Source organism: Saccharomonospora sp. NPDC046836, from assembly GCF_040645195.1.
GTDB lineage: Bacteria > Actinomycetota > Actinomycetes > Mycobacteriales > Pseudonocardiaceae > Prauserella_A.
Window position 1 is genome coordinate 95,367 of record NZ_JBEYXW010000012.1, and the last position, 26,111, is coordinate 121,477.

Annotated in this window: 26 protein-coding genes; 12 read left to right on the forward strand and 14 right to left on the reverse strand. The window is 68.6% G+C overall.

Going from position 1 to position 26,111, the window contains the following annotated elements; all coding sequences use genetic code 11:
* Positions 1–8: 8 nt before the first annotated feature.
* Positions 9–1,031 carry a zinc-dependent alcohol dehydrogenase family protein gene (locus ABZ863_RS16130; protein ID WP_358535891.1) on the reverse strand — a complete coding sequence of 341 codons (1,023 nt, stop codon included), beginning with the start codon at positions 1,029–1,031 and terminating at the stop codon, positions 9–11.
* Positions 1,032–1,179: 148 nt separating this feature from the next.
* Positions 1,180–1,632, reverse strand: coding sequence for a cupin domain-containing protein (locus tag ABZ863_RS16135; RefSeq protein ID WP_358535893.1), 453 nt, complete (start codon positions 1,630–1,632; stop codon positions 1,180–1,182).
* 153 nt (positions 1,633–1,785) lie between these two features.
* Here ABZ863_RS16135 and ABZ863_RS16140 point away from each other — a divergent pair, with 153 nt between their 5' ends.
* The 3 genes from ABZ863_RS16140 to ABZ863_RS16150 are packed head-to-tail and all read left to right on the forward strand — an operon-like array spanning position 1,786 to position 4,870.
* Positions 1,786–3,132 carry an MFS transporter gene (locus ABZ863_RS16140; RefSeq protein ID WP_358535895.1) on the forward strand — a complete coding sequence of 449 codons (1,347 nt, stop codon included), beginning with the start codon at positions 1,786–1,788 and terminating at the stop codon, positions 3,130–3,132.
* A 29-nt stretch (positions 3,133–3,161) separates the two neighbouring features.
* Entirely contained in the window at positions 3,162–3,947 is a 786-nt protein-coding gene (locus ABZ863_RS16145) for an SDR family NAD(P)-dependent oxidoreductase (protein WP_358535897.1), read from the forward strand.
* A gap of 29 nt (positions 3,948–3,976) precedes the next feature.
* Complete coding sequence (locus tag ABZ863_RS16150; protein ID WP_358535899.1) at positions 3,977–4,870, forward strand: NAD(P)-dependent oxidoreductase; 894 nt, start codon at positions 3,977–3,979, stop codon at positions 4,868–4,870.
* A gap of 58 nt (positions 4,871–4,928) precedes the next feature.
* On the opposite strand, the gene ABZ863_RS16155 is transcribed toward ABZ863_RS16150, so the two are convergent.
* The 6 genes from ABZ863_RS16155 to ABZ863_RS16180 are packed head-to-tail and all read right to left on the reverse strand — an operon-like array spanning position 4,929 to position 11,617.
* A complete protein-coding gene (locus ABZ863_RS16155) occupies positions 4,929–6,893 on the reverse strand; it encodes an acetoacetate--CoA ligase (RefSeq protein ID WP_358535901.1) in 1,965 nt (654 codons plus the stop codon).
* The gene (locus ABZ863_RS16160) at positions 6,893–7,303 is read right to left on the reverse strand and encodes an OB-fold domain-containing protein (protein WP_358535903.1); all 411 of its coding nucleotides are present in this window, start codon (positions 7,301–7,303) and stop codon (positions 6,893–6,895) included. The genes ABZ863_RS16155 and ABZ863_RS16160 overlap by 1 nt, the downstream gene beginning before the upstream one ends.
* Before the next feature lie 5 nt (positions 7,304–7,308).
* Positions 7,309–8,430, reverse strand: a complete 1,122-nt coding sequence (locus ABZ863_RS16165; RefSeq protein WP_358535905.1) for a thiolase family protein — start codon at positions 8,428–8,430, stop codon at positions 7,309–7,311.
* Positions 8,430–9,635, reverse strand: coding sequence for a CoA transferase (locus ABZ863_RS16170; protein WP_358535907.1), 1,206 nt, complete (start codon positions 9,633–9,635; stop codon positions 8,430–8,432). The genes ABZ863_RS16165 and ABZ863_RS16170 overlap by 1 nt, the downstream gene beginning before the upstream one ends.
* 5 nt (positions 9,636–9,640) lie before the next feature.
* A complete protein-coding gene (locus ABZ863_RS16175) occupies positions 9,641–10,417 on the reverse strand; it encodes an enoyl-CoA hydratase-related protein (RefSeq protein ID WP_358535909.1) in 777 nt (258 codons plus the stop codon).
* 3 nt (positions 10,418–10,420) lie between these two features.
* Positions 10,421–11,617, reverse strand: coding sequence for an acyl-CoA dehydrogenase family protein (locus ABZ863_RS16180; RefSeq protein ID WP_358535911.1), 1,197 nt, complete (start codon positions 11,615–11,617; stop codon positions 10,421–10,423).
* Between the two features lie 168 nt (positions 11,618–11,785).
* Between ABZ863_RS16180 and ABZ863_RS16185 the strand changes: the two genes are divergently transcribed.
* On the forward strand, positions 11,786–12,754 hold the full coding sequence (locus tag ABZ863_RS16185; RefSeq protein WP_358535913.1) for a zinc-binding dehydrogenase: 969 nt from the start codon (positions 11,786–11,788) through the stop codon (positions 12,752–12,754).
* A gap of 39 nt (positions 12,755–12,793) precedes the next feature.
* On the opposite strand, the gene ABZ863_RS16190 is transcribed toward ABZ863_RS16185, so the two are convergent.
* Positions 12,794–13,645, reverse strand: a complete 852-nt coding sequence (locus ABZ863_RS16190; protein ID WP_358535915.1) for an enoyl-CoA hydratase/isomerase family protein — start codon at positions 13,643–13,645, stop codon at positions 12,794–12,796.
* Between the two features lie 105 nt (positions 13,646–13,750).
* On the opposite strand from ABZ863_RS16190, the gene ABZ863_RS16195 reads away from it, so the two are divergent.
* The 3 genes from ABZ863_RS16195 to ABZ863_RS16205 all read left to right on the forward strand — a co-directional run bounded on the left by ABZ863_RS16195 (position 13,751) and on the right by ABZ863_RS16205 (position 16,824).
* Complete coding sequence (locus ABZ863_RS16195; protein WP_358535917.1) at positions 13,751–14,500, forward strand: enoyl-CoA hydratase-related protein; 750 nt, start codon at positions 13,751–13,753, stop codon at positions 14,498–14,500.
* A gap of 22 nt (positions 14,501–14,522) precedes the next feature.
* On the forward strand, positions 14,523–15,707 hold the full coding sequence (locus ABZ863_RS16200; protein ID WP_358535919.1) for a thiolase family protein: 1,185 nt from the start codon (positions 14,523–14,525) through the stop codon (positions 15,705–15,707).
* Positions 15,708–15,783: 76 nt separating this feature from the next.
* Positions 15,784–16,824 (forward strand): NAD(P)-dependent alcohol dehydrogenase, encoded by a 1,041-nt coding sequence (locus ABZ863_RS16205; RefSeq protein ID WP_358535921.1) that lies wholly within the window; start codon positions 15,784–15,786, stop codon positions 16,822–16,824.
* Positions 16,825–16,837: 13 nt separating this feature from the next.
* Here the strand turns inward: ABZ863_RS16205 and ABZ863_RS16210 are convergent, their stop codons facing one another.
* The gene (locus tag ABZ863_RS16210; protein WP_358535923.1) at positions 16,838–17,602 is read right to left on the reverse strand and encodes an N-acyl homoserine lactonase family protein; all 765 of its coding nucleotides are present in this window, start codon (positions 17,600–17,602) and stop codon (positions 16,838–16,840) included.
* Between the two features lie 154 nt (positions 17,603–17,756).
* Here ABZ863_RS16210 and ABZ863_RS16215 point away from each other — a divergent pair, with 154 nt between their 5' ends.
* On the forward strand, positions 17,757–18,296 hold the full coding sequence (locus tag ABZ863_RS16215; RefSeq protein WP_358535925.1) for a MarR family transcriptional regulator: 540 nt from the start codon (positions 17,757–17,759) through the stop codon (positions 18,294–18,296).
* 1 nt (position 18,297) lies between these two features.
* Here the strand turns inward: ABZ863_RS16215 and ABZ863_RS16220 are convergent, their stop codons facing one another.
* The gene (locus ABZ863_RS16220) at positions 18,298–18,963 is read right to left on the reverse strand and encodes a TetR/AcrR family transcriptional regulator (RefSeq protein ID WP_358535927.1); all 666 of its coding nucleotides are present in this window, start codon (positions 18,961–18,963) and stop codon (positions 18,298–18,300) included.
* Positions 18,964–19,064: 101 nt separating this feature from the next.
* Between ABZ863_RS16220 and ABZ863_RS16225 the strand changes: the two genes are divergently transcribed.
* A complete protein-coding gene (locus ABZ863_RS16225; RefSeq protein WP_358535929.1) occupies positions 19,065–19,811 on the forward strand; it encodes an NAD(P)H-binding protein in 747 nt (248 codons plus the stop codon).
* Here ABZ863_RS16225 and ABZ863_RS16230 read toward each other — a convergent pair.
* Together ABZ863_RS16230 and ABZ863_RS16235 are read right to left on the reverse strand one after the other, a co-directional pair.
* Positions 19,758–20,624, reverse strand: a complete 867-nt coding sequence (locus tag ABZ863_RS16230; RefSeq protein WP_358535931.1) for an SMP-30/gluconolactonase/LRE family protein — start codon at positions 20,622–20,624, stop codon at positions 19,758–19,760. The two genes, ABZ863_RS16225 and ABZ863_RS16230, sit on opposite strands and share 54 nt — an antisense overlap.
* An 11-nt stretch (positions 20,625–20,635) precedes the next feature.
* Complete coding sequence (locus ABZ863_RS16235; RefSeq protein ID WP_358535933.1) at positions 20,636–21,379, reverse strand: SDR family oxidoreductase; 744 nt, start codon at positions 21,377–21,379, stop codon at positions 20,636–20,638.
* Positions 21,380–21,482: 103 nt separating this feature from the next.
* Here ABZ863_RS16235 and ABZ863_RS16240 point away from each other — a divergent pair, with 103 nt between their 5' ends.
* The gene (locus ABZ863_RS16240; RefSeq protein WP_358535935.1) at positions 21,483–22,313 is read left to right on the forward strand and encodes an SDR family NAD(P)-dependent oxidoreductase; all 831 of its coding nucleotides are present in this window, start codon (positions 21,483–21,485) and stop codon (positions 22,311–22,313) included.
* Positions 22,314–22,320: 7 nt separating this feature from the next.
* On the opposite strand, the gene ABZ863_RS16245 is transcribed toward ABZ863_RS16240, so the two are convergent.
* Positions 22,321–23,085: a 3-hydroxyacyl-CoA dehydrogenase gene (locus ABZ863_RS16245; RefSeq protein WP_358535937.1), complete on the reverse strand. Its 765-nt coding sequence runs from the start codon at positions 23,083–23,085 to the stop codon at positions 22,321–22,323.
* A gap of 168 nt (positions 23,086–23,253) precedes the next feature.
* Between ABZ863_RS16245 and ABZ863_RS16250 the strand changes: the two genes are divergently transcribed.
* Together ABZ863_RS16250 and ABZ863_RS16255 are read left to right on the forward strand one after the other, a co-directional pair.
* Positions 23,254–24,588 carry an MFS transporter gene (locus ABZ863_RS16250; RefSeq protein ID WP_358535939.1) on the forward strand — a complete coding sequence of 445 codons (1,335 nt, stop codon included), beginning with the start codon at positions 23,254–23,256 and terminating at the stop codon, positions 24,586–24,588.
* Between the two features lie 26 nt (positions 24,589–24,614).
* Positions 24,615–26,105: an aldehyde dehydrogenase gene (locus ABZ863_RS16255; protein WP_358535941.1), complete on the forward strand. Its 1,491-nt coding sequence runs from the start codon at positions 24,615–24,617 to the stop codon at positions 26,103–26,105.
* Positions 26,106–26,111: the final 6 nt, after the last annotated feature.

Genomic DNA, 26,111 nt, shown 5'->3' on the forward strand with positions numbered 1-26,111 from the left:
GCTGCGGGTCAGGGCCGGACCAGGACCTTGAGCGACTCGCGGTCGTCCATCGCACGGTAGCCGTCCGGAACCTCGTCCAAGGTGACGGTGCGGTCGAACACCTTGCCCGGCTCAACCCTGCCATCGAGCACGTCCGGCAGCAGCGCGTCGATGTAGGCGCGCACTGGAGCGGGGCCACCGTTCAGCGTGATGTTGGGGCCGAACAGGCTCCCGAATCCGACCGGCGCCTCCTCGTACTGCGGCACGCCCACCCGGCTGATCACACCGCCGGGACGGACCACGCCGACGGCCTGGTCGTAGGCCGCCCGATAGCCGACGGCCTCCAGCACGGTGTGCGTGCCGAACCCGCCCGTGAGCTCACGTACCTTCGCGATGCCCTCCTCGCCGCGCTCGGCGACCACGTCGGTCGCGCCGAACTCGCGGCCCAGATCGGTGCGGGTCTGGTGCCGCCCCATCAGGATGATCCGCTCGGCACCGAGCTGCTTCGCGGACAACACGGCGAGCAGGCCGACCGCACCGTCACCGATCACGGTGACCGTCGTGCGCTCGTTGACGCCGGCCTTGACCGCGGCGTGGTAGCCGGTGCCGTAGACGTCGGCCAGTGTCAGCAACGACGGCAGCAGCTCGGAGTCCTCGGCGACGGGGAGCTTCACCAGGGTGCCCTGTGCCTGCGGAACGCGGAGAGCCTCCGACTGTGCCTCGCTGAAGAAGCCGCCGCTGGTGCACGAGGTGTGCAGGCCCTCGCGGCAGAACTCGCAGGTGTTGTCCGAGAACGCGAACGGCGCGACGACGAGGTCACCGCGCTTGAGGCCGGAGACCTCAGAGCCGAGGTCCTCGACCACGCCGAGGAACTCATGACCCATGCGAACACCGTCCGCGGAGGCGGGCTGGGTGTGGTAAGGGTGCAGGTCGCTGCCACAGATGCAGGTGCGCACGACCCGCACGATGGCGTCGGTCGGCTGCCGGAGCTCCGGATCGGGCACGTTCTCCACGCGCACGTCGCCGGCACCGAACATCAGAGTTGCTCGCATCAGATCTCTTCCGTACTTCTCGTCAGTGGGACTGTGCCCTCGGTACGCACGAGAGCCTGCGTGCCGATCGGCCCGGATTCCAGTCAACCTGCTCGGTCGCGGAGCCGGCAGTGCCTGCTGAGACCGGTACTGACAGAACCCCCCAGTTCTATTGGCACAACGGGAAGACCGTGTACACCAGCGTGGCCGGTTCACGACCGGGGTTACGGAGATCGTGCATGGTACCCGGGACGACGATGCTGTCCCTGGCGCGGAGCAGTACCTCATCGGATTCGAGGTATACGGCGATCTCGCCCGACAGCACCGTGATGACGTGGAGCGCCTCGTTGCGGTGCAGGTTCGGGCGCCACTCACCGGGTTCTTCGTCCGGCGGCAGGACGAACAGACGAACAGCAGCGCCGGACGGAGGCGGTGCGGTGGAGACGTCGCCTTCCCGGGCACCACGGTCGTCGGCGTGAGCCGGAACGCTGTCCTGCCACCAGATCTCCTCGACCGACGCACCGTCCAGCCGCGTCGTGCCTGCCATCGCGACGCCGTCGGACACCACAGTAGATCGGCCGTCAGGCCCCACGCCGGTGATCACTCGCCGGTTTCCTGTCATGGGCTCACGCTCCCCCGGTGACATCATCTTGTCAAGCACAAGTCTGTCTTGTACTTGACAATCATGGCGAGGTGGCCATATACAACTCGGACGGGCCCCAGCTGAGGGCCCTGAGCACGACCGACACCGAAGCCGGACCGTGAAGGAGCTCCGATGACGCAGAACCAACCACCTCCGCTCAGCACGGACCCGGAGCCCAGCACGGCGACCGCGGCCCCCCGGTCGATGCGCCGGGTCGCGGTCGCGAGCTTCGTCGGGACACTGATCGAGTTCTACGACTTCCTGATCTATGGATTCGCGGCCGCGCTCGTGTTCAGCGACGTGTTCTTTCCCGCCCTCGGTCAGGCCGCCGGCACCGTGGCCTCCTTCGCCACGCTCGGCGTGGCACTGGTCGCGAGGCCGCTCGGCAGTGTCCTGTTCGGACATTTCGGGGACCGCTTGGGGCGCAAGAAAACGCTCGTGACGGCGTTAGTGCTGATGGGTGCCGCGACGGTGCTCGTCGGCCTGATGCCGACCGCGAACCAGATCGGCGTCTGGGCGCCCATCCTGATCGTGATCCTGCGCATCATGCAGGGGATCGCGGCAGGCGGCGAATGGGCAGGCGCGGTCATGTTCGCGGCCGAGCACGCACCACAGGGCAAACGTGGGTTCTGGACGATGATCCCGCCGCTCGGCGGTGGGTGCGCACTCGCCGTTGCCCCTGCGGTGTTCGCGATCACGAGCGCCTCCATGAGCGACGAGGCGTTCCTGAGCTACGGCTGGCGCATCCCGTTCCTGATCAGCATCCTGCTGGTCGCCGTCGGGCTCTACGTGCGGCTGAAGATCGACGAGACGCCGGTGTTCAAGGCCGAGGCCGCCAAGTCCGGCACCGCCCGCATGCCCTTCGCCGAAGCGCTGAGGAGCCAGCCTCGCGAGATCGTGCTCGGCATCGGCCTCGTGGTCACCGTTCCCACGTTCTCCTACCTTGGAGCGTCCTACCTGCCGAACTACGGCACGACGGTGCTGGAACTGGGCCGCACGCCGGTGCTGGTCGCCGGGATCGTCGCGGGAGTCATCTACGCACTGGGCATCCTGCTCGGCGGTGTACTGGCCGACCGGCTCGGCCGTCGACGGACACTCCTCTCCGCGAGCAGTATCGCCATCGTGTGGGCACTGGTGTTGTTCCCGGTGATGAACATCGGCACGATGGCGGCCTTCACCCTCGGCCTCTGCGTCACCCTGCTGATCGCGGGCATCGCGCTCGGGCCTGTTGGCGCCGTGCTGTCGGAGCTGTTCCGCACGCGGTACCGCTACACGGCTTCCGGCTTCAGCTACAACGTCGCGCAGATCATCGGCGGGGCCATTCCCCCACTGATCGCGGCACCGATCATCGCCTCGGCGGGGACGTTCGTGTTCAGCCTCTTCGTGATGGCGCTCTGCGCGATCAGCCTGGTCAGTGTCGCGCGGCTGCGCGAGACGGCCGACGAGGACCTCGCGGAGATCACCGCAGGCAAGCGGTGACAGCGCAGAACGGAAAGGCTGGTACCACAGTGGACAGACGCTTCGAAGGCCGCGCCGCGATCGTGACCGGCGCGGGCCGGGGAATCGGCCGGGCGGTGACCGAGCGACTGGCACGTGAGGGCGCACGGGTGGCGGCTCTCGACCGCGACGCCGAACTCGGCGCGCGGGTGGAGCAGGAGCTACAGGCCGCGGGGCTGGATGTCACCTTCCTGCAGGCCGACATCGCCGACACCGGACAGGTCGAGGCGACCATCGAGCGCATCACCGGCGAGCTCGGTCCGCCGGCGGTCGTGGTGAACAACGCCGCCCTGGTCCGCACTACGGACTTCTTCGCCGCGCCACCCGAGGAGATCGACGACATCCTCGCGGTGAACGTCCGAGGTGGACTCATCGTCGGCAGGACGGCGGCCAGGGCTATGATCAACGCCGGTAACGGTGGTGCCATCGTGAACATGTCGTCGATCACGGCCGCGCAGGGATCGCCCGGCATGGCCGCCTACTCGGCGTCGAAGGGCGCTGTGTCGGCGCTGACGCGATCGATGGCGGTGGCCCTCGCGGAGCACGGCATCCGCGTCAACGCCGTGGCACCGGGCACCATCACCACCGAGGCGGTCGCCGAGATTTACAGCCGGGAGACCGAGCTGCGCAGGCAGGTGCTCTCCCGGACCCCGTTGCGGCGCCTCGGCGAACCCGCGGAGGTCGCCTCCGTCGTCGCCTTCCTGGCCAGCGACGACGCCTCCTACATCACCGGCCAGGTGATTTACCCGGACGGGGGACGCCTGGCGCTGAGCTACACGGTCGCCGTCGACGACTGATCCGTCCCGTTCACGACAGGAGTACGTGCATGACCACCATGATCTTCGGCGGCAGCGGGTTCATCGGCCGCCGGCTCATCGACCTGTTGCGGGCCCGTGGTGAGGAGGTCGTCAACGCGGACATCGCCCCGCCCCCGGACGGCACCGCGGGATTCGTCCGCTGCGATCTACGACGGTTCGACGACGTGATGGCCGCGATGCTGTCCGTCCGTCCGATGCGGACGATCAACCTGGCCTACATGCTGGGCAGTCACCACGCTCCGCACGTGGCGTTGCAACTGAACGTCGTCGGGATGGACAACTTCTTCGAGGCATCCCGGCTGGCGGAGGTCGAGCACGTCGTGTTCGGCAGCTCGCTGGCGGTCAACGGCAAGCAGACCCGGTTCGGACAGCGCCTGGTCACCGAGGACGACGAACTGTTCGGTGTGGACTACCAGTACGCCGTCCACAAGGTCTTCAACGAGCGCCAGGCACAGGACTACCGGGAGAAGCACGGCATGCGCATCACGGCCGTGCGCCCGGCCAACGTGACCGGACACGACAAGGTGTTCGGTTCGGTCGACCACGTCCGGTGCATCACCGGTCCGGCGCGCGGTGAGGCGGTGTCCTTCCCCTATCGCGACGCCATGCGGTGTCCGGTCCATGTGGACGATGTCGCCGAGGCCGTCGCCAGGATCACTCTCGCGGACAAGCCGCAGCACACCGAATACAACACCGGGGGCACCGCCGTCAGTCTGGGAGAGCTCGCCGAGCTCGTCCGGGAGTACGTCCCCGAGGCCGACATCTCGTTCGAGCACGAGACCGGCGGTAAGGCCGACTGCACCAACTACCTCATCGACAACAGCCGGTTGACGTCCGAGTTCGGTCTCACGCCACGCTCCGCGCGCGACTGTGTGGTCACGATCCTCGACGCCCTGCGGTAACGGGTAACGATTCGGGCCCGGAAGCACCTTTCGCTTCCGGGCCCGAATTCTCGTGCGATCAGCGGCGTCCGGACATGGCACGGGCCAGCTCTGCGTAGGTGTCCAGCGAACGCGGATCGGCCAGCGCGCCCGGATCCGCCACGTCACCGGGAGCGGCGCCACCGAGGATCTTCTTCACCGGCACCTCGAGCTTCTTACCCGACAACGTGCGGGGCACGGCGGGCACGGCATGGACGGTGTCCGGCACGTGACGCGGGGACAGCCGGGTGCGCAGCACCGTCCTGATCTCGTCCTCGAGACCATCGTCGAGGGTGCGGCCCCGGGCCGGGACGACGAACAGGACCAGCTCTCCCGCGTCGCCGTCCTGGGAGTCCAGGTGCACGACCAGGCTGTCGGCAACACCGTCGAGATCCTCCACGACGCGGTAGAACTCGGCCGTGCCGAGCCGGACTCCGCCACGGTTGAGCGTCGCGTCGCTGCGGCCGTTGATCACGCAATGCCCGTCCGGATGGATCGTGATCCAGTCTCCGTGGCGCCACACGCCCGGGTACTGCTCGAAGTACGCCGACCGGTAGCGCTCACCAGTCGTGTCACCCCAGAACCCGATGGGCATGGACGGCATGGGCGCGGTCACGACCATCTCGCCGACCTCGCCGATCAGGGCGCGCCCTTCTTCGTCCCAGGCCTCGACCCGGCACCCGAGCTGCCGGCCCGCGATCTCGCCGGCGCGCACCGGCAACAGTGGCGCACCACCGACGAACGATGTGCAGGGGTCCGTTCCGCCCGATGTGGAGTTCACCCGGATCCGCGGGCCGAGCTGCTCGTAGAGCCAGTCGAAGCCTTCCTCCGGCAATGGGGCGCCCGTGGAACCGACCTCGCGGATCGTGGACAGGTCACCCCAGTCCCCCGGCACGACTCCGGCCTTGCGGCACTGCATGATGAACGGCGCACTGACCCCGAAGTAGGTCACGCCGGTGTCGGCGGCGAGCTTCCACAGCTCTCCCAGGTCATGGCCGCCGGGATCACCGTCGAACAGCACGATCGCGGCGCCGACCAGCAGCCCGGACACCTGCAGGTTCCACATGACCCAGCCGGTGGTGGTGAACCAGAAGTAGGTGTCGGCGGGGCTGAGGTCGTGCTGGATGCCCTGCAGCTTGTGCAGTTCGAGGGTCACGCCGCCGTGGCCGTGGACGATCGGCTTGGGTGGGCCGGTGGTGCCCGAGGAGAACAGGATCCACAATGGATGGTCGAACGGGACCCGTTCGAAATCCAGCTCACCGGTCTTCGGCAGGAAGTCCGCCCACGCGATCCCCTGCACGGCGGCCCGGGGCCGCAGGTACGGGATCACGACCGTCCGCTCGCGTAGCCCGAGAGCGTTCGCGATGTCCGCCACCTCGTCGCGCCGGTCGATGTCCCGCGCGCGATACCGGTAACCGTCCACAGCGAACACCACCGATGGCGCGATCTGCGACCACCGGTCGAGCACATTGGTCACGCCGAACTCCGGCGGGCACGCCGACCAGATGGCGCCCAGGCTCGTCGTGGCGAGCATGAGCACCAGAGCTTCGGGAATGTTGGGCAGGTATGCGGCGACCCGGTCGCCCTTACCGACGCCCATCGCGACCAGCCCGGCGCGGGCCCGCGCCACCTGGTCGCGCAGCTCGGCGACGGTCACACTGGAGTCAGGACGGCTCTGCGACCTGGCGCGCACGACGACGTCGCCGTCGGCGCGCCCGGCCAGCCGGAGCATGGCCTCGGCGTAGTTGAGCCGCACGTCCGGGAACCAGTGGGCGAACGGCATCGTCGGCTCGACGAGCACCCGCTCGCGGGAGCCGGAGCAAGGGATGTCGTAGAAGTCCCATACCGCCGACCAGAACCCGTCGAGGTCGTCGACCGACCACTGCCAGAGGTCCTCGTAGCCGGCGAAGCTCCGGCCCGTGCGCTCCTCGGCCAGTGTGGCCAGGCGGCCCATCTGGGTGGTCGTGCGGACGTCCGACGGCGGTGTCCACAATGTAGGGGCCATCAGGAACCGTCCCCGGGCACGAACACCGGAATCCATTCGCCACCGTCGCGCCGGATGTCCAGCCGCAGTGGCATGTCGAGCACCGGGCTCCGGCCGCCCAGTTCGAGGGGTGCGATCATCCGGGGACCTTCCGTGAGCTCGACGATCGCGACCTGGTAGGGCAGCTTGTCCTCGAAGTACGGGTGGTAGGCGATGTGGTAGGTCACCCACGACACGAGGGTCGCCGCCCCGGATGCCTCCGCCCACTCCCAGTCACCGGACAGCGTCACCGGGTCCTCGCTACGCGGCGGCAGCCAGGCGTTCGCGGGGGTCCGCTGGAAGACGAGCCTTCCTCCCGCCAGTTCGTCGTGAAAATGCTGCTCCAGCTCGGTCCGCTCGGCGACCGGCCGGGTCAGGGTCCTTTCGCTCATATCGTTCACCGCCCGAGAATCAGGGTCGAGTGGGTGTGCATCGTGCCGCCCTGGTTGCCGACGATCGCGGTGCTCGCACCGGCGACCTGCGAGGTCGACTCACCACGTACCTGCCGGACAGCTTCGATCACCAGCTGCATACCGGGCATTCCGGTCTCGGACAGCAGACCGCCGCTGGTGTTGGCCGGGAGCACACCACCGACTTCGAGCGCACCGCCCTCCACGAACTTCCCGCCCTCGCCGGGACCGCAGAAACCGTAGTCCTCCAACATCATCAGCACCGTGATGGTGAAGCAGTCGTAGAGCTGCGCCACGTCGATGTCCTTGGGAGACAGCCCCGCCATCCGGAACGCGGTCTCCGCCGACGCCTTCGCCGCGGTGCGCGTCAGCACCGGGCGGTGCTCGATGTCCCAGGAGCTCTGGCCCTGGCCGAAGCCGAGAATCGGCACGGCATGGTCGATCCCGAGCTGCCTGGCCCGCTTCTCGCTCGTCACGACCACGGCCGCGCCGCCATCGGAGACCAGGCAGCAGTCGGCCCGGTGCAGCGGCTCGACGATCCAGCGGGACTCCTGGTGGTCGGCGATCGTGAGCGGTTTCCGCAGCTGCGCACGGGGATTGGCCGCACCGTGCTTGCGCGCGGCCACCGCGATCGCACCGAGCTGTTCGGATGTCGTGCCGTACTCGGCCATGTGTCGCTGCGCGACCATCGCGTACTGCGCGGGTACCCCGAACCAGCCATAGATACCGTTCGCGCCTGCCGACTCGTATGCCTGGCGGGTCCCTGAGCGCGGATTGTCCGCAAAGGACACCAGCGCGACCTCGCACAGGCCGGACTCGATGGCCATCGCGGCCATTCCGATCATGCTCGCGTTCGCCGCGCCGCCCTGGTCCCACGCCCCGCCGACCTTGGGCACCACACCCATGGCTTCGGCGAGCTTCTGCCCGTAGAACGACTCTGGCCGCGAGGTCGGGTACTTCACATACAGCGCGTCGACCATGTCCTTCTCGATCGACGCGTCGTCCAGGGCGCTGCGGCACGCCTCGATGTTCATCGAGATCGTGGACCGGCCCGGCTGCTTGTCGAACGTCGTGTGCCCGACGCCCGCGATCACGGTTTTTCCGCGCATCAAATGACTTCTCCTCGCCTCAGCTCGTCGAGTTGCGGCTGGCTGTAGCCGAGCACCTCGGTGAGAACCTCGTCGGTGTGCTGTCCCAGCCGGGGGCTGGGCGCGAGGTCCGCCCGTGTGCCGTCGCCGAACAGCAGTGGACTGTGGTTGACGGTGAGGGTCCCGAGCTCGGGGTGCTCGATCTCCCGGAGCATTCCGCGCTTGCGCAGGTTCTCGTCCGCCATCACCTCGGGCAGTTCCTTGACCGGGGCGCACGGCACCCGGACGGCCTGGAGCGCCGAAACGACGTCCGTCCGCTTGCGGGACGACGTCCATCCGGTAACCAGCGCGTCGAGCTCGTCCATCCGTTGCACCCGGCCTGCCAATACGACGTAACGCTCGTCGGCGGCCAGTTCGGGGCCGCCGATGAGGGCCGCCAGCGACTGCCAGTGGTTGTCGGTCACGCAGAGGATCGCGATGTAGCCGTCGGCGGCCTCGTACACGTTGTACGGGGCCTCCGCGTTGCCGGAGTGCCGGTTGCCGGTGCGCCAGACACCGCTGTCGTTGGTGCCGGCGTAGAGCAGGCCGAGGCTCGACATCAGTGCCGGATAGGTGGCCTCCTGCATCGTGACCTCCACGACGTCGCCGCGCCCGGTGACACCTCGCGCGTACAGGGCCGTGGTGATCGCCGCGTACAGGTGGACTCCGGCCATGAAGTCGCAGATCGCCGGGCCCGCCTTCACCGGCGCGCGGTCGGGGTGGCCGGTTGTGCTCATCACGCCGACGATGGCCTGCACCGTGAGGTCCATGGCCGGGTAGTTCTGGTACGGCCCCTCCTTGCCGTAGCCGGACACGCTGCCGTAGACCAGCCGCGGGTTGATCTCCCGCAGGGTGTCGGGCCCGAGGCCGAGGCGGTCCATCACCCCGGGCGCGAAGTTCTCCAGCACCACGTCCGAAGTGGACACCAGCTCGCGGAAGACCTCGCGCCCGCGTTCGGTTTTGAGGTCCAGCCGCACGCCCCGCTTGTGCGCGTTCAGCGCCGCGAACGGGTACGCCCCGCCGCCGACCGCGCCGCGGCGGCGCAGGTTCTCCCCGCCCGGCGGCTCGACCTTGATCACGTCCGCACCCGCGGCCGCGAGCAGGAAACCCGCGTAGCCACCCGCGTAGATCTGGCCGAGGTCCAGTACCCGGACACCGGTCAGCGGGCCACGTTGCTCCGCCGTCACAGCCGTCACCGTCCTTCGAAGCGGGGTGGCCGTTTCTCGGTGAAGGCCCGCGGCCCTTCCGCCGAGTCCCGGCTGGTCTTGAGCACGGTCGTCATCGCCTGCTCCATGCGCAGGCCGGTGGCCAGGTCGACATCCCGCGACCGCACCACCAGCTCCTTGGACGCCTGCACGGCGAGCGGGCCGTTGCGCGCGATCCTGGCCGCGTAGTCGTAGGCGCTGTCCATCAGTTTGTCCGCAGGGACGACCTTGTTCACCAGGCCCCAGCGCTCCGCCTCGCTCGCGGTGATCGGGTCACCGGTGAGGATCAGCTCCATCGCGACCGCCTTGGGCAGGTTCTCCAGCAGGCGCTGGGTGCCGCCGTTGCCTGCGAAGATGCCGCGCTTGACCTCGGACAGCCCGAACGTCGCATGCTCGGCGGCGACGCGGATGTCGGTGGCGAACAGCAGGGTCATCCCGCCGCCGAGGCAGTAGCCGTTCACGGCGGCGATGATCGGCTTCCAGACCTCGAGGCCCCGGTTGAGAATCTGCCCCTGCTGGGTCTTGAAGAACTCCTCCGGCTGGGGACCGGTGGTCAGGAAGCTCTTGATGTCCGCGCCGACGGAGAAGGACTTCTCCCCCGCACCCGTCACCACGGCCACCCGGATGTCGTTGTCGTCCCGTACCCGGATCCAGGCCTCGGACAGCGCCTCGTAGGCGGCCTGGTCCATAGCGTTGAGCCGCTCGGGGCGGTTCATGACGATCGTCGCGACGCCGTCGGCGTCGACCTCCATGTCGATGCTCACTGTTCAGCGGCTCCCCTTGATGATGTCGCGGGCGATGACCATGCGATGCACCTCGGACGGCCCCTCGCCGATCCGCTTGATGCGCATCTCGCGGTACCAGCGCTCGGTGGGCATCTCCTTGGCGACCCCGAGACCGCCCAGGATCTGGACGGCACGGTCGACGACCCGGCCCGCCGCCTCGGTGGCGTGCACCTTCGCGATGGAGGCGTCGACCTTGAAGTCCTTGCCGAGGTCGGCCTTCCACGCGGCCTGGTAGGTGAGCAGCCGCGCGGCACGCAGGTCGATCTCGGAGTCGGCGATCATCCACTGGATCGCCTGCTTGTCGGCCAGCCTGCCGCCGAAGGACTCCCGGTTCTTCGCGTGCTTGATCGCCAGGTTGATCGCCGCCTGTGCGACGCCGATGACGGCCGCGGCGTAGGTGACCCGGTTGTTGACCAGCCAGCGCTGCGCGAGTGCGAAGCCACGGCCGACCTCGCCGAGCAGGTTCTCCTGCGGCACCCGCACGTCCTCGAACGTCAGCTCACACGGTGACCAGGACCGGATCACCGGGATCTTGCTGCGGGTCAGTCCTGGCGCATCCGCCTCGACGATGAAGCAGCTGATCGCGCTGCCACCCGGCTCGTCCCCGGTGCGGGCGAACACGATGCCCCACTCCGACTCGGCGGCCTTGGAGATCCAGGTCTTCGACCCGTTGATCACCCAGTCCGTGCCGTCCCGCCTGGCGCGGGTACGGATGGCCCGCGCGGGGTCGGCGCCCCCGGAGGGCTCGGAGATGGCGACGAACGTGTGACAACCGGACTCGACGGTCGGCACAGCCCACCGCGTGATCTGCTCCTCGGTGCCGTCGTAGATCACGTTCGGCGGGTCCCAGCCGAACGCGCCCGCGGCCGGGACATAGGCACCCATCCGGCATTGCGACGCCTGCTCGGCCACGATGACCTGGGACAGCAGGTTCAGCCCTGCCCCGCCGTACTCGGCAGGTGACTCGATGCACCACAGGCCTGCCTGCTTGGCGCGCTTCTGCAGCGGCTCCAGCACATTCGCCGGGAGCTCCCAGGCGTCGGGGTCGAGCTCCTCCTCGGCGGGGCGGACTTCGTTCGCCATGAACGACGCGACCGTGGCCTGCAGGTCGCGCAGCGGTTCCGGGAGCTCCCAGGCGCCGAAACTGTCGGCGTCGGATCGGGTGATTGCTGTGGACACCGCTGTCTCCTCACATCGCCGTGCGGCGAGGCGCCAGGCACCTCGCTCTCTTGCGTGAACCGATCGTCGGACCGGCCGAGGTATTTTGTCAAGTGCTTGACAGTGCCTGCCTTGACAGACACGCTTCGTCTTGTCAATCACGGACCCGGTTCGGCAAGAGGAGACTCAATGTTCGCTGTTTACGCGGCCAAACCCAATCCCGAGGCCCCGCTCGACGCACTCGTGGTCGGCGAGCGCCCCGAGCCCGAGGTGCCCGAGGGGTGGGTGTCGGTGCATCCCACGGCCGCGAGCCTCAACATGCACGACCTGTGGACCCTGCGCGGCGTCGGACTGAAGCCCGAGCAGTACCCGATGATCCTGGGCAGCGACGCGGCAGGCACGCTCGCCGACGGCACCCCTGTCGTCGTGTACCCCATCGTGGGCGACCCGGCGTGGGCAGGCGACGAGACGCTCGACCCGAAGCGGACCCTGCTCACCGAGAAGCACCAGGGCACCTTCGCCGACCAGGTCATCGTCCCGGCACACAACGTGATTCCGCTGCCCGCCGGCTTCTCTCCCGTCGCGGCGTCGGTGCTGGGCACGGCCTGGCTGACCGCCTACCGCATGCTGTTCACCAAGTCCGGGCTGCGGCCGGGCCAGACGATGCTCGTGCAGGGCGCTTCCGGCGGGGTGTCGACCGCACTGATCCAGCTCGGCCGGGCCGCCGGGATGACGGTGTGGGTGACCGGACGCAGCGAGGAGAAACGCAACCTCGCCGAGAAGCTGGGCGCCCACGCCACCTTCGAGTCCGGTGCCAGGCTCCCCGGCAAGGTCGACGCCGTGTTCGAGTCCGTCGGCGAAGCGACCTGGAAGCACTCCATGCGTGCCGTGCGCCCTGGCGGCGCCATCATCTGCTGCGGCTCCACCAGCGGCCCCAACCCGGGAGCGGACCTGCAGCGGCTGTTCTTCCTGCAGATCCGCGTCGAGGGCTCGACCATGGGCACCCGGCAGGAGCTCGTCGACCTGCTCGCATTCGTCGCGGCCGCCGGCATCCAGCCGCAGATCGGCCAGGAGATCCCGATGGACCGCGCGCAGGAGGCATTCGCGGCAATGCAGAACGGCGACACCGCGGGCAAGATCGTGCTGACGGCGAAGTGACCGCCGTGGGTGGGCCGGTGACCCCACCGGCCCACCCACTCAGTCGGCGGAGCGGTCGAGGACGTCACCCAGTAGTTGCTCGATGCGCTGCTCGCCCTCGCGGGTCTCGCCCCCGAGAGCGAGAAAACGCTCGATGTTCGCCAGCGACTCCGGTGAGGCCATGAGCAGCCGGAAGCGGTACGCCTCCTCCCGCAGGCCCTGCTCCACCGGCCCGTCCGACAGCCCGACGACCTCCTTGGTCAGCCGCACGGCCTCCGCGGGGCAGGCGGCGATCCGCCGGGCGGTGGCCGTCACGAAGGCATTGATCTCGGCCGGCGGCAGAGCGCGGTTCAGGTAGCCCCAGCGTTCGGCCGTCCCGGCGTCGAGGTCCAGCCCGCCGAGGATCAGCTCCAGCGCCCGCGAACGGCCGATCAGCCGCGGCATGTACTGGGAAGCCCCACCACCGGGAACCGCACCCAGCGGTACCGACATCGTGTTGAACACCGCCTTGCCGAGCGCGCCGAAACGCAGGTCGCAGGCCATCACCATCGCGGCACCACCACCGGCCGCACGACCCTCCACCTGCGCGATGGTGATCTTGTCCATCGTGCGCAGGCGCTCACAGATCCGGTGCATGGCGTTGAGCGGAACCTCGTCGACGGAGGCCGGGGGCTCCGGCGGCTGCATGGCGTAGAGGTTCGCGAACTCGTTGTGCGTGATGAAGATGTCCGGATCGGCACTCCTGAGGACGACGATGAGCGGCCCGGGATCGGCCGCGACCTCCTCGGTGAACCGTTCGAGGTCCTCGATCAGCTCACGGGTGATCATGTTGAGCGGTGGGACGGACACGGTCGCCACCACCACCCTGCCCTCGGTCTCGATCCGTAGAGTCCGGAAATCGGGGTGCGCCATTGCCCCTCCTCGTGGTCGGAATTTTTGTCAAGCATAGGACAGTCCTGGGCTTGACGTAATCGGATTCGATGCGCGACAGTGCCAGATGAGCAAAGGAGCGACACCATGACGGTGCGAGTGGAACGGCGGGGCGCCGTCCATGTCCTGATCCTCGACCGGCCCGCGCGCCGCAACGCCTTCGACGGCGAGATGACCGAAGCGCTGGACGCGGCCCTGAACGAGTTCGAGGACGATGACTCGGCTCTCGTCGCCGTCCTCACCGGCGGCCAGGACTTCTTCTCCGCAGGCACCGACATCCGCGCCTGGGCCGGCGATCCCACCGAACGCGGCGGCCCGTACGGCATCGCAGGACGTCGCCTGCGCAAACCCGTGATCGCCGCGGTCGAAGGGGTCGCCGCGGGCGGCGGGTTCGAGATCGCGTTGTCCACCACGATGATCGTCGCATCGCGCACGGCGACGTTCTCGTTCCCCGAGGTCGGCCTGGGTCTGATCGCCGAGTGCGGCGGCCTCTTCCGGGGGCCACGGGCCCTGCCACTGAACGTAGCCAGGGAACTGCTGCTGACCGGCGAACGGCTTTCCGCCCAGCGGGCGTACGACCTGGGCCTGGTCAACCGGCTCACCGAGCCGGGCGGCGCGCTCGAGGAAGCCCTGTCCATGGCCGAGCGCATCGCCGGACTGGCCCCGATCGCGGTCCGGGAGACGTTGCGTGCCATCGAAGCCGTCTACCCCGCCGACGACGAGGACCGCTGGGCCGAGACCGCCGTCGCCAAGGACCACGCCCGCGCATCCGCCGACTCGGCCGAGGGCGTCGCGGCGTTCCTGGCCAAGCGAGCTCCACAGTGGACCGGCCGCTAACCGTTCGATGGCAAGGAGAACGATGGACAGAAACACCGAGAAGATCGTCGTACTCGACGGCGCACGGACCCCGATCGGCAGGTTCCAGGGCGTGTTCAAGGACGTCCCTGCACACGAACTGGGCGGCAAGGTCGTCACCGAGGCGCTTCGCCGTTCCGGGCTGCCGCCCGAGCGGGTCGGCGAGGTCGTCATGGGACAGGTCGGCCAGGTAGGCCCCGATGCGTTCAACGCTCGCCGCGTCGCGCTCGCGGCGGGCCTGGCGAAGAACACCCCGGCCGTCAACGTGAACCGGCTGTGCGGCAGCGGACTGCAGGCGATCTGGACCGGGGCGATGGAGCTGCGCTGGGGCGGTGTGGACGCCGTCGTCGCCGGTGGCGACGAGTCCATGACCCGGATGCCGTTCTACGACTACAGCGACCGCTCGAAGCGCCGCCTCGGCGACGTCACGCTGCACGATGGCACGCTGATGATGCTCACCGACCCGTGGAGCCGCATCCACATGGGCATCACCGCGGAGAACGTGGCGACCAAGTACGACGTCTCCCGGCAGGCGCAGGACGAGTTCGCGCTGGAGTCCCAGCGGCGCGCCGCGAGCGACGCAGCGAAGGCCGCTTTCACCGAGGAGATCGTGCCCTTCGAGATCGGCGGCCGCAGGCCGAGGACCGTCGAGACGGACGAGCACCCGAGGCCCGACACCACCATGGAGATGCTGTCCGGCCTGTCGCCCGCCTTCGCCGACGACGGCACCGTCACCGCCGGCAACTCCTCCGGCATCAACGACGGCGCGGCAGCACTCGTGCTGACGCGCGAGTCCTACGCCCGCGAGCACGGGCTGAAGCCGCTCGTCTCACTCGACGCCATCACGACGGCCGCGATGGAGCCCGAACTGATGGGCTACACGCCGGTCCTGGCGCTGAACGCGCTCTTCGAGAAGACCGGCCTGTCCCCCAGCGACATCGCCATCGCCGAGGTCAACGAGGCCTTCGCCGCACAGGCCGTCGCGGTGATCCGCGACGCCAAGCTCGACCCGGCCACCACCAACCCCTACGGCGGCGCGATCGCTCTCGGCCACCCCGTCGGCGCGACAGGGGCCAACCTCACCCTGCGCGTGGCCAGGCATCTGGTCCGCCACGACCAGGAGTTCGGGATCGTCACGATGTGCATCGGCGGCGGGCAGGCACTGGCCGCGCTGTTCCGCCGCGTCTGAACCGGCCGGGGCGGGGTTGCTCACCCTGCTGCGGCCTCGCCCCGGTCTCCACCCCATCCCTATCCCGGAGGAACCGTTGCCCACCGTCCGTGCACGCGCCACCGCCGGTCCCCACCAGCCCTTCGAGCCTGCGACGATCGACCGCCGCGAACCCGGCCCCCGCGACGTGGTCATCGACATCGCCTACGCCGGCATCTGCCACTCCGACATCCACCACGCGCACAACGACTACGGCAAAACCCGGTTTCCGCTGGTGCCGGGGCACGAGATCGCCGGGACCGTGGCGGGCGTCGGAGCGGACGTCACCGCGTTCGCGGTCGGCGACCGGGCCGGGGTTGGTTGCATGATCGAGTCCTGCGGACGGTGCGACCACTGCCGTGCCGGCCGGCAGCAGTTCTGCGTCGAGGGATACACCCCGACCGCGGCGGGCGTCGACCGGGCGGGCCGGATCACCCAGGGCGGCTACAGCCGGTCCATTGTGGTCGATGAGACCTTCGTCCTGCGTATCCCCGACGCGCTGCCCCTGCGCAACGCCGCTCCGTTGCTGTGTGCGGGAATCACGCTGTACTCGCCGCTACGACACTGGCAGGCGGGGCCGGGCAAGCGGATCGCCCTCCTCGGGTTCGGCGGCCTCGGGCACATCGGGGTGCAGCTCTCCTCGGCACTCGGCGCGCACACCACGGTTCTCGACCTCTCGCTCGACAAGCGGGACGACGGTCTGCGGCTCGGCGCCGACGACTACGTCGCGACGACGAACGACAGCCTGTTCACGGACCTCGCGTCGTCGTTCGACCTGATCCTGTGCACGGTTCCGGTGAACCTCGACCTCGACCGCTACCTGGGACTGCTCGCGGCGAACGGCACCTGGGTCAATATCGGCGTGCCGGAGAAGCCGTTCACGATCAGTCCGTTCACGCTCCTGCGCAACCGCCGCTCCATGGCGGCCTCGCTCATCGGGGGAGTCACCGAGACGCAGGAGATGCTGGACTTCTGCGCCGAACACGGTATCGGGGCCGAGGTCGAGGTGATCGACGGCGACCGGATAGACGAGGCATACGAGCGGGTTCTGCGCGGCGACGTCCGCTACCGGTTCGTCCTCGACGCCACCACCCTGTAGCCGGGGTTTGCTCTCAGTAGCCGAACCGGCCCTTGTCGACCACGGAGTGATCGTGCGCCGGCAGCGGAAGCCAGCCGGTGCCTTTCAGGTAGGTCATGCTCGAGTACAGGGCAGGCAGGTCGGTGAAGCGCCCCGACGGCAGCGGCAGGTCGGCCCCGCCGTTGTCCCAGTTCTCGAAGGTGTCCACGCAGTCACCGGGGATGATGTAGGTGCCGTCGCCGGCATCGACGCGGACGCCCTGCGACCCCGGCGAATGGCCGGGTAGCGGCACGATGCCGAGCCCTGGCGCGATCTCCTCCGCTCCGTCGAGGGCCCGGACCCGGTCGAGGCACTGGGCGAACGGCGGCACCGTGTCCTCGTGAATGCCGTAGGAGCCACGGTTGGCCGGGCACGGCGCGACCGCGTAACCGAGTTCGGCGCGCTGGACGAGAATCTCCGCGTTGCGGAAAAGGTGGTTGTTCGAACAGTGATCCCAGTGCAGGTGCGTGTTGACCACGATGTCGACGTCGTCGGGGTTCACGCCGAGGCGCGCCAACGCGTTCTCCGGCCGCATCGCCTCGGACACCTCGTACTCGAACGCGTGATGCCGCCGGATCTGCTCCTCGTCCGCCGGACCACCGGTGTCCACCACAACCGTGCGCGAATCGGATCTCAACACGAACATGGTCAGGGGAATACTCATCATCCGCTGCGAACGATCCCGGAAGTAGAAGTCGCTGGCGGGTAGGTTCCTCGCCTCTCCGAGCTTGACAGCGTCGATGACCCACTGCGTCGTCACGAGACCTCCTAGCCGCGTCGCTTGGCGGGAACGCTAAAGTTCCGTGCCGCATTTTGTCAAGGACAGAACAGAACGGTTCTTGACTAAAAAGCGCCGGGTCGACTAGGGTCACGACAGGATCGGACCACAGTCGGCGAAACGGAGGAATCGACGTATGGCGCCGAAGAAGCACGATACCCGGCAGCCACCATCGTCGATCTCGGCCAAAGACCTGGACGGTTTGCTCGCGGAGACCGTATCGGCCCAGGTGCGTGACCTCGATCAGGAGGTGCTGCGCGCGGCGACCAACCTCAAGCGCGCCGCGACCGTGCTCGACCAGCTCGAGATCCGCCACGTGCACGGCGCGAACCGGCGCACCCCGGCAGCGTTCCGGGTCCTGGTCATGATCTGGGCGTTCGGCCCCATCGAAGCCAAGGACGTCTCCCGGCTCTCCGGCGTCTCCCGCCAGGCCGTGTCCGGCGTGCTCGCGACACTGGAGCGGGACGGCCTGGTCAGCCGCGAGCGCGCCACCAAGGCCGACAAGCGGCTCGTCCCGGTGACGATCACACAGGACGGAGCCGAGCTCGTCGAGGCGAACCTGCTCCCCCAGCACGAGGTGCAGCAGAAGTTCTTCGAGGCCCTCTCACCCGATGAGGTACGCACGCTCATCCAGCTGCTCTCGCGGATCATCGTCGCCGCGCACGACTACGAGTGAGCTAGACCTGAACCTCGTCGGGTTCAAGTGCGTCGAGGATCAGGGAGAGGCCGAACTCGAACTCGTCGGCGTAGGCGTAGTCGGGCCGCAGGGCGTGGTCGGTCATGAGCTCCATGAGGTGCGGGTAGGCGTCGGTCGGCACATCGCGCAGGATGCCGTCTGCGACCTCGTCGAGTTCCGCTCGGCTCGTGAACGGCAGGCTGAGCTCCTGAAGGACGAACCCGTAGAGATAGCTGTCGATCACCGAGAAGGCATGCGCGGCCATCGCGACGGAGAAACCTCCCGCTCGCAGGACGCCCAGGACAGCATCGTGGTGACGCAACGTCGCCGGGCCGGGCCGGCTGCGGGAGTCCATCAGGCCGACCGCCCAGGGATGGCGCCGGAGCACCGTGCGCGATGACGCGGCACGCTCGCGCATGGCCTCCTTCCAGTCCGTGGCCGACGCCGGAAGGTCGATCTCGGCGAACACCGCGTCGACCATCCCGTTGAGGAGGTCCTCCCTGCCGGCCACGTGGTTGTAGAGCGACATCGCCTCGACACCCAGCCGGGCGGCGATCGCCCGCATGCTGACCCCGGCTTCACCTTTCTCGTCGGCCAGCACCATGGCGGCGGTGATCACCCGCTCCCGGCTCAGCGGCTCCCGCTTCGGTTTCGCGCGCTGGCGCATGACTTGCCCTCCTCCCGCTGCCACTTGACGAACTTACGCCGTAAGTATAGCGTTACTTACACCGTAAGTTCGACCGGCGACACGAGAGGCAGGAGCGGGACATGAGCACGGACCAGTTGCGGAAGGTCTGCATTGTCGGCGCCTCGGGCAAGCTCGGGCAGTACATGGTCCGGCACGCGCTGGACCGCGGCTACGAGGTCGTGGGCGTGTGCCGCGAACGCAGCGTCGGAAAGCTCGCCGCGTTCGCCGACCGGATCACGATCGTGCCCGGGCCCACGAACGACCGGGAGGTGATCCAGAAGGCGGTCGCCGGCTGCGATGGGGTGCTGAGCGTGCTGGTTCCCTGGCGCGTGCAGCAGTACTCGTCGGGCACGGCGCAGGCGGTGCTCGACTACGCCGACCCCGGCGCGCGCCTGGTCTTCTCGTGCGGCTGGCACATCACCCGGGACGGCAAGGACCAGTACTCCTGGAAGTTCCGTGCAGCCCTGCGGGTCGCCACCTTGCTAGCCCGCCTCCTGCGCTTTGCCGAGATCGACGACCAGGTGGAGGCATGCCGGCGGATCTTCGCCAGCGACCGGCGGTGGACCGTCGTCCGCGGGAGCGACCTCGAAGAGGGCGAGAGCCAGGGCCTACCCGTGTGGAGCCGGCACGTCGGCGACCCGGTCCTGGCGAGCAATCTGACGCGGCGCGTGGACTTCGCGCTGTTCATGGTGGAAGCACTCACCGACGACACACTCATCCACGAGGCGCCGGCGATCGTCGGGCGCCTCTCCCCCAGCGCGCTGGCCCACGCCTCAGCCCGCGAAGCCGACCGCCCGGCACCCGGCCACCCCGACCTCGGCCATTAGTACGCCGCCCGCGAGGGGCTGTTCCGCCGCCTCGGCCGCACTCAGCCGGTGCCGCGCGCTCGTCACGAACAACGTCCGCAATCCGGTTCCTCCGAACGCGACACTCGTCGGGAGTGACACCGGTAGAGAGAGGACCTCGGTGAGGTTCCCCTCGGGCGAGTAGCGGTGTACCGCGCCACCGCTGAAGAGGCAGACCCACACGCCGCCCTCCGCATCGACCGTGAGCCCATCGGGCAGGCCGTCGGCCCGGTCGATACTCACGAAGGGGCGCCGGTTCGTCGTCTCTCCGGTGTCCTCGTCGTAGTCGAGGACGTCGACACGCCAGGTCCATGAGTCGACGTAGTAGAGACGGTGCCGCCGGTCGTCCCAGCCGAGGCCGTTGGACACAGTGACCCCATCGAGCACCCGCACGGTGGAACCGGAGGCGGATGTGCGGTAGAAGCCGCCTACGGGACGGCGCTCCGCCGAGATCGTTCCGTAGAACACCCGGCCACGCGGATCGCATTTGCCATCGTTGATCCGGGTTTCGGAGAGTCCCTTTTCGACGGTGGCGAGTACCCGCACGGTACGGCCGGACCAGTCGATCTCCTCCACTGTGGACTGTCGCCCGACGATCAGCCGCCCTTCCCGGCTGGGCACGGCGAAACCCACCGGCCCCTGCAGCGTCACCGTGTCCTGCTCGCCGGTGTGAACGTCGAGCCGGTGCACCTCCCCGCGCTGAATGTCGACGTAGAGCAGGCGATCGCCGTCCCAATGCGGCCCCTCACCCAGTTGGCTGCGGTGCGCGAACGGACCGTCGACCCGGATTCCCATGCGCCGTCTCCTCAGTGAATGGTCACGCCGCTGTCGACCGAGAGGACCTGCCCGGTGACGATCCTCGACTCGTCAGAAGCAAGGTAAACCGCCAGGTGCGCGACGTCCTCCGGCTCGCCGACGCCCAGCAGGTGCCGGTCCGCGATGTCCTTGACCCGCCCGGTCCTGGGGCGGCTCGCCACCCTCGGCGTCATGATCATGCCCGGTGCGATCGCGTTGACGCGCACGCGATCCTCGGCATAACCGGCCGCCATCGACCTGGTCAGCGACGCGACGCCGCCTTTCGCCGCGGTATAGCAGTCCCGGTCGGGCAACGCCATGAGTGCGCCCATCGACGTCAGGTTGACGACCGATCCACCACCGGCCCGGATGAGCTCCGGGATGCCGTGTTTACACGCGAGAAAGGTCCCGAAGAGGTCGAGCCGGATCACCCGCCAGAACTCCTCCTCCGGCGCCTCGGTGACCCGGGCGTCCTGGGAAGACGAGCCTCCGGCGACGTTGCACAGGACGTTCAGCGAACCGAAGGCCGAGACAGCACGCGCAATCGCCGCACGCACCTGGTCACCGTCACCGGCGTCGCAGCGGAGTGCAAGCCCCCGGTCCCCCGCTCCGGCAACCGCGTTCTCCGCGGCGCCGGCGTCGATGTCGGTCGCGACTACACGCGCTCCCTCGGCGAGGAACCGCTCGCAGATGGCACGGCCGATACCCCCGCCTGCGCCGGTGACATAGGCGATCTTGCCTTCGAGTCTGGACACTGCAATTCCTTTCCTGTCAACGCTATGACGATGCACAGCCTAATGTCAACGACAAGACAGATCCGCCCTTGACTGTCTCACCGGATGGCGAGATGGTGAACGCATGAAGCTCCAGCACGGACAGGTCGCCGTCGTCACGGGCGCCGGCAGCGGCATCGGCCGGTCGCTCGTCAAGGCCCTCGCGGACCGGGGTCTGCGGGTCGTCGCCGCGGACGTGGAGAAACCAGCGCTGGACGAGACGGTCACCGAGGCGAGCGGGACCGGGGCCGAGGTCAGCGGCAGGGTCGTCGACGTGCGCATCCTCGCCGAGGTCACCGCACTCGCCGAGGACGTCCTCGCCAGGTACGGCCACGTCGACCTCGTGGTGAACAACGCCGGTGTGGTCGGCCCGCGGGCCTACACCTGGGAGCAGGATGAGCAGGACTGGCGCTGGATCACCGAGGTGAACTACCTCGGTGTGCTGCACGGGGTGCGCGCGTTCGTGCCCCACCTGGTGAGCGCCGGGCGAGGACACGTCGTGAACACCGCGTCGATCACCGGGATCGCACTGCTCGGCGCCGGGCTCGCGACCTACGCGGCGAGCAAGCATGCGGTCGTCGGGCTCACCGAGTGGCTCCGGCATGAGCTGGACACGGTCGCCCCCGGTGTCGGGACAACGATCTTCTGCCCCGGTCCGGTCACCACCCGGATCCGTGATGCCGAGCGCAACCGCCCGGAGCGGTACGCCACGACGGCACGGCGGGCAAGGCCCATCGATCCCTCCTTCGACCACGACCTGCCCTCGATCTCCGCCGACCAGGCCGCGGCAGAACTGGTGGCCGGAATCGAGTCCGGTGTGTTGTACCTGCCGGTCGGTCCTGGCGTCGCGGCCAAGGCACGGGAGCGTGCGCGGCGACTGCTGGCCGACCTGGACACCATCGACCCGATCCGCTGAGCAGGATTCAGCGCGGCGCCATGCGGATCGCTCCGTCGAGGCGGATGACCTCGCCGTTGAGCATCGGATTGGCGATGATGTGCTCGACGAGTGCCGCGTACTCGCTGGGCTCGCCCAGCCTGCTCGGATGCGGCACCTGGTGGGCGAGCGAGGCCCGCGCCTCCGCGGGTAGCGCTGCCATCAGCGGGGTGTTGAACAGCCCCGGGGCGATGCTGACCACCCGGATGAGGTGCTGCGCGAGGTCGCGGGCGACGGGCAGGGTCATCCCGGCGACACCTCCCTTGCTCGACGAGTACGCCGCCTGCCCGACCTGACCGTCGAACGCGGCCACACTCGCCGTGTTGACGACGACGCCGCGCTCACCATCGACCGGCTCCGTCCGAAACATCCGCTCGGCGCCCAGCCGCAGGACGTTGAACGACCCGATCAGGTTGACCTCGACGACCTTGCGGTAGGCAGCCAGCGGTGTGGCCTTGCCTTCCTTGGTCAGCACCCGGGCAGGTGTCGCGATACCGGCGCAGTTGACCACCACCCTGACCGGGCCGCGCTCCTCGGCGAGGTCGAACGCGGCGGCGACCGCGGTTTCGTCGGTCACGTCGGCTGGGGCGAACTGCGCCGGACCGTCCAGTGTGGACGCGGCCGCGGCACCATCGCTGCCTGGGAGATCCAGCAGGACGACGTGGGCTCCCGCGCCGCTCAGCCTGCGGGCCGTGGCCAACCCGAGTCCACTCGCTCCTCCCGTGATCACAGCCGACGCGCCGTTGATGTCCATCGCGATCCTTCTTCCGTATCGAGGTCGAGCCGAGCCTCTCCCACCGGCGGAATATTTGTCAATCGCTTGTCTGTATCGTCCTTGACGAGCACGCGTGCGGCTCATAAGCTCGGCGAGCCGGCAGAGCGCCTGACACCTCATCCCCAGCCAGGTAAAGGACAGACGATGATGTCTGAACACCAGAGTTCGCTGCAGTCCCCAGCGGGCACCGCGTCCAGCACGACAGGCGGCTCCTCCATGCCGCGCATCGCGATCGCGAGCTTCACCGGCAGCGTGATCGAGTTCTACGACTTCTTCATCTACGGCATCGCGGCAGCGCTGGTGTTCCCGCACATATTCTTCCCCGCACTCGGGTCCGCGGCGGGCACGGTGGCCTCCTTCGCCACTCTCGGCGTCGCGTTTGTGGCGAGGCCGATCGGCAGCATCCTTTTCGGACATTTCGGTGACCGTCTCGGCCGCAAGAAGACGCTCGTGACGACACTGCTCATGATGGGGATCGCTACGGTTCTGGTCGGCCTCATGCCCACGGCAGGGCAGATCGGAGTCGTCGCCCCGATATGTCTGGTGGTGCTCCGCATCGTCCAGGGCCTGGCGGCAGGAGGCGAATGGGCAGGCGCCGTGCTTTTCGCCGCGGAGAACGCGCCACGAGAAAAACGTGGCTTCTGGGCGATGTTCCCTTCGCTCGGCGGCGGCGCGGCACTCGTGCTCGGTAACGCGACGTTCCTGCTCACCGGTTTGGGCATGAGCAACGAGACCTTCATGAGCTGGGGCTGGCGGATCCCGTTCGTCGCCAGCGCCGTGCTCATCGTCGTCGGCCTCTGGATCAGGCTCAGGATCGACGAGACACCGGTGTTCGCCACGCAACTCGCGCGCCGTGAGACGTCCCGGCTGCCCTTCTTCGAAGCCTTGCGCCGTCAGCCGAAGCAGATCCTGCTGGCCTCGGGAATGGTGATCATGGTCCCGACCTTCACCTATCTCGGATCATCCTATTTGACCAACTACGGCGCATCGGCGCTTGACCTGCCCCGCACCGCCGTGCTCGCCATGGGCGTCGGCGGCGGCGTCGCCATCTCGCTGGGCATCGTCGTCGGAGCCGTGTTGTCCGACCGGGTCGGGCGGCGCCGGGTGATCCTGACCGGTGCGATCCTGGCGGTCACCTGGTCACTCGCACTGTTCCCGATTGTCGACATCGGATCGACGTGGGCGTTCGGGCTCGGTGTCTTCCTGACCATGTTCATCTCCGGTGTCGCCTACGGCCCCATGAGCGCGCTGATGTCGGAGCTCTTCCACACCCGGTACCGCTACACCGCCGCCGGGTTCAGCTACAACGCCGCCCACATCGTCGGCGGCGCGATCCCGCCGATGGTCGCGGCGGCGATCACCGCGGCCTACGGTGGGTTCGTCTTCGGCCTGTGCCTCGCCGCACTCTGCACGGTCAGCCTCCTGTGCGTCCGCGCGCTCGCGGAAACACGCCACTACGAGCTGGACAGCGACGACTACTGAACCGCGGCAACAGCAAGGAGACAACTGTGAGTCCGACCAAGCAGGCCGAGGTGCCACTGCGGCATCCGAACCGCCTCTTCATCGGCGGACAATGGGTCGCCCCGTCATCGACAGCGACCATCGAGGTCATCGACTCGGCGACGGAACAGACACTGTTCCACGTCGCTGAGGCCACGGCCGAGGACATGGCACGCGCTGTCGCGGCGGCGCGCGACGCGTTCGACAACGGCCCGTGGCCGAGGCTCAGTCACGCCGAGCGGGCCGGATACCTGCGCGCGTTCGCCGAAGGCTGGCGCGAACGGGCAGCGGACATCGGTCAGCTGTGGCCGCGAGAATCGGGCGCGCTACACGCTCTCGCGGAGCCGTTCACCCGGCGCGCCGCCGCCGAATGGGACTACTACGCCGGACTCGCGGACACCTACCCCTTCGAGGAGCCGGTGCAGCCGACGGCAGGTGGCGAGTTCGGCCTGCTGGTGCGGGAACCGGTGGGCGTGGTCGGTGCGATCATCCCGTGGAACGGCCCGGTGTCGTCCATCAGCCACAAGGTCGCGCCCGCGCTGCTCGCCGGGTGCACGGTCGTTCTCAAGTCGGCACCGGAAGCGCCCGGGGAGGGACTGGTCGCCGCGGAGATCGCGGAGAAGATCGGGCTGCCCCCGGGTGTGTTCAATGTGGTCACCGCCGACCGTGAGGTTTCCGAGCTACTGGTACGCGACCCCCGGGTGGACAAGATCTCCTTCACCGGCTCCACCGCCGCGGGCCGCCGGATCGGCGCGCTCTGCGGTGACCGGATCGCCCGCGTCAGCCTGGAACTCGGCGGCAAGTCGGCTGCGGTGATCCTCGACGACGCGGACCTCGCGCACGCGGCCACGACCTTGGCGACCGCGGAGTGCCTGCTGTCCGGGCAGGTCTGCTCCTCGCTGACCCGCATCGTGGTGAGCCGGAACCGGCACGACGAGCTCGTCGACGCCCTCGCGAGCACGTTCGCCGAGGTGCGGGTCGGGGACCCCTACGACGCGCAGACGCAGATGGGCCCGCTGGCCGCCGATCGCCAGCGCACGCGGGTGGAGGGCTACATCGCCAAGGGCATCGAGCAGGGCGCCAAACTGGTCGCCGGCGGCAGCCGGCCCCGGCATCTCGACCGCGGCTACTACGTGGAGCCGACGGTGTTCGCGGAAGTGGACAACAGCCACGCCATCGCTCAGGAAGAGATCTTCGGTCCGGTGCTCACCGTCATTCCGGCCGTCGACGAAGCGGATGCGGTGCGCATTGCCAATGACACGGTCTACGGGCTCAACGCGTCGGTGTTCACCGCTGACCCGGACCGCGCTCGCGCCGTCGCCGGTCAGCTGCGGTCAGGAACGGTCGGCCACAACGCGATGCGGATGGATTTCGGTATCGCCTTCGGTGGGTTCAAGCAGTCCGGCATCGGCCGCGAAGGGGGCACCGAAGGACTGCGGCTCTACCTCGAACCCAAAACGGTGATCCTCGACGGCATTCCTGCCGGATACCGCACCTGACCCGTT

What these genes read in the sequence shown, in the direction of transcription:
- ABZ863_RS16130 (WP_358535891.1), bottom strand. Translation starts at nt 1,031, where the DNA reads ATGCGAGCAACTCTGATGTTCGGTGCCGGCGACGTGCGCGTGGAGAAC.
- ABZ863_RS16135 (WP_358535893.1), bottom strand. Translation starts at nt 1,632, where the DNA reads ATGACAGGAAACCGGCGAGTGATCACCGGCGTGGGGCCTGACGGCCGA.
- ABZ863_RS16140 (WP_358535895.1), top strand. Translation starts at nt 1,786, where the DNA reads ATGACGCAGAACCAACCACCTCCGCTCAGCACGGACCCGGAGCCCAGC.
- ABZ863_RS16150 (WP_358535899.1), top strand. Translation starts at nt 3,977, where the DNA reads ATGACCACCATGATCTTCGGCGGCAGCGGGTTCATCGGCCGCCGGCTC.
- ABZ863_RS16155 (WP_358535901.1), bottom strand. Translation starts at nt 6,893, where the DNA reads ATGGCCCCTACATTGTGGACACCGCCGTCGGACGTCCGCACGACCACC.
- ABZ863_RS16160 (WP_358535903.1), bottom strand. Translation starts at nt 7,303, where the DNA reads ATGAGCGAAAGGACCCTGACCCGGCCGGTCGCCGAGCGGACCGAGCTG.
- ABZ863_RS16165 (WP_358535905.1), bottom strand. Translation starts at nt 8,430, where the DNA reads ATGCGCGGAAAAACCGTGATCGCGGGCGTCGGGCACACGACGTTCGAC.
- ABZ863_RS16185 (WP_358535913.1), top strand. Translation starts at nt 11,786, where the DNA reads ATGTTCGCTGTTTACGCGGCCAAACCCAATCCCGAGGCCCCGCTCGAC.
- ABZ863_RS16190 (WP_358535915.1), bottom strand. Translation starts at nt 13,645, where the DNA reads ATGGCGCACCCCGATTTCCGGACTCTACGGATCGAGACCGAGGGCAGG.
- ABZ863_RS16195 (WP_358535917.1), top strand. Translation starts at nt 13,751, where the DNA reads ATGACGGTGCGAGTGGAACGGCGGGGCGCCGTCCATGTCCTGATCCTC.
- ABZ863_RS16200 (WP_358535919.1), top strand. Translation starts at nt 14,523, where the DNA reads ATGGACAGAAACACCGAGAAGATCGTCGTACTCGACGGCGCACGGACC.
- ABZ863_RS16215 (WP_358535925.1), top strand. Translation starts at nt 17,757, where the DNA reads ATGGCGCCGAAGAAGCACGATACCCGGCAGCCACCATCGTCGATCTCG.
- ABZ863_RS16220 (WP_358535927.1), bottom strand. Translation starts at nt 18,963, where the DNA reads ATGCGCCAGCGCGCGAAACCGAAGCGGGAGCCGCTGAGCCGGGAGCGG.
- ABZ863_RS16225 (WP_358535929.1), top strand. Translation starts at nt 19,065, where the DNA reads ATGAGCACGGACCAGTTGCGGAAGGTCTGCATTGTCGGCGCCTCGGGC.
- ABZ863_RS16230 (WP_358535931.1), bottom strand. Translation starts at nt 20,624, where the DNA reads ATGGGAATCCGGGTCGACGGTCCGTTCGCGCACCGCAGCCAACTGGGT.
- ABZ863_RS16240 (WP_358535935.1), top strand. Translation starts at nt 21,483, where the DNA reads ATGAAGCTCCAGCACGGACAGGTCGCCGTCGTCACGGGCGCCGGCAGC.
- ABZ863_RS16245 (WP_358535937.1), bottom strand. Translation starts at nt 23,085, where the DNA reads ATGGACATCAACGGCGCGTCGGCTGTGATCACGGGAGGAGCGAGTGGA.
- ABZ863_RS16250 (WP_358535939.1), top strand. Translation starts at nt 23,254, where the DNA reads ATGTCTGAACACCAGAGTTCGCTGCAGTCCCCAGCGGGCACCGCGTCC.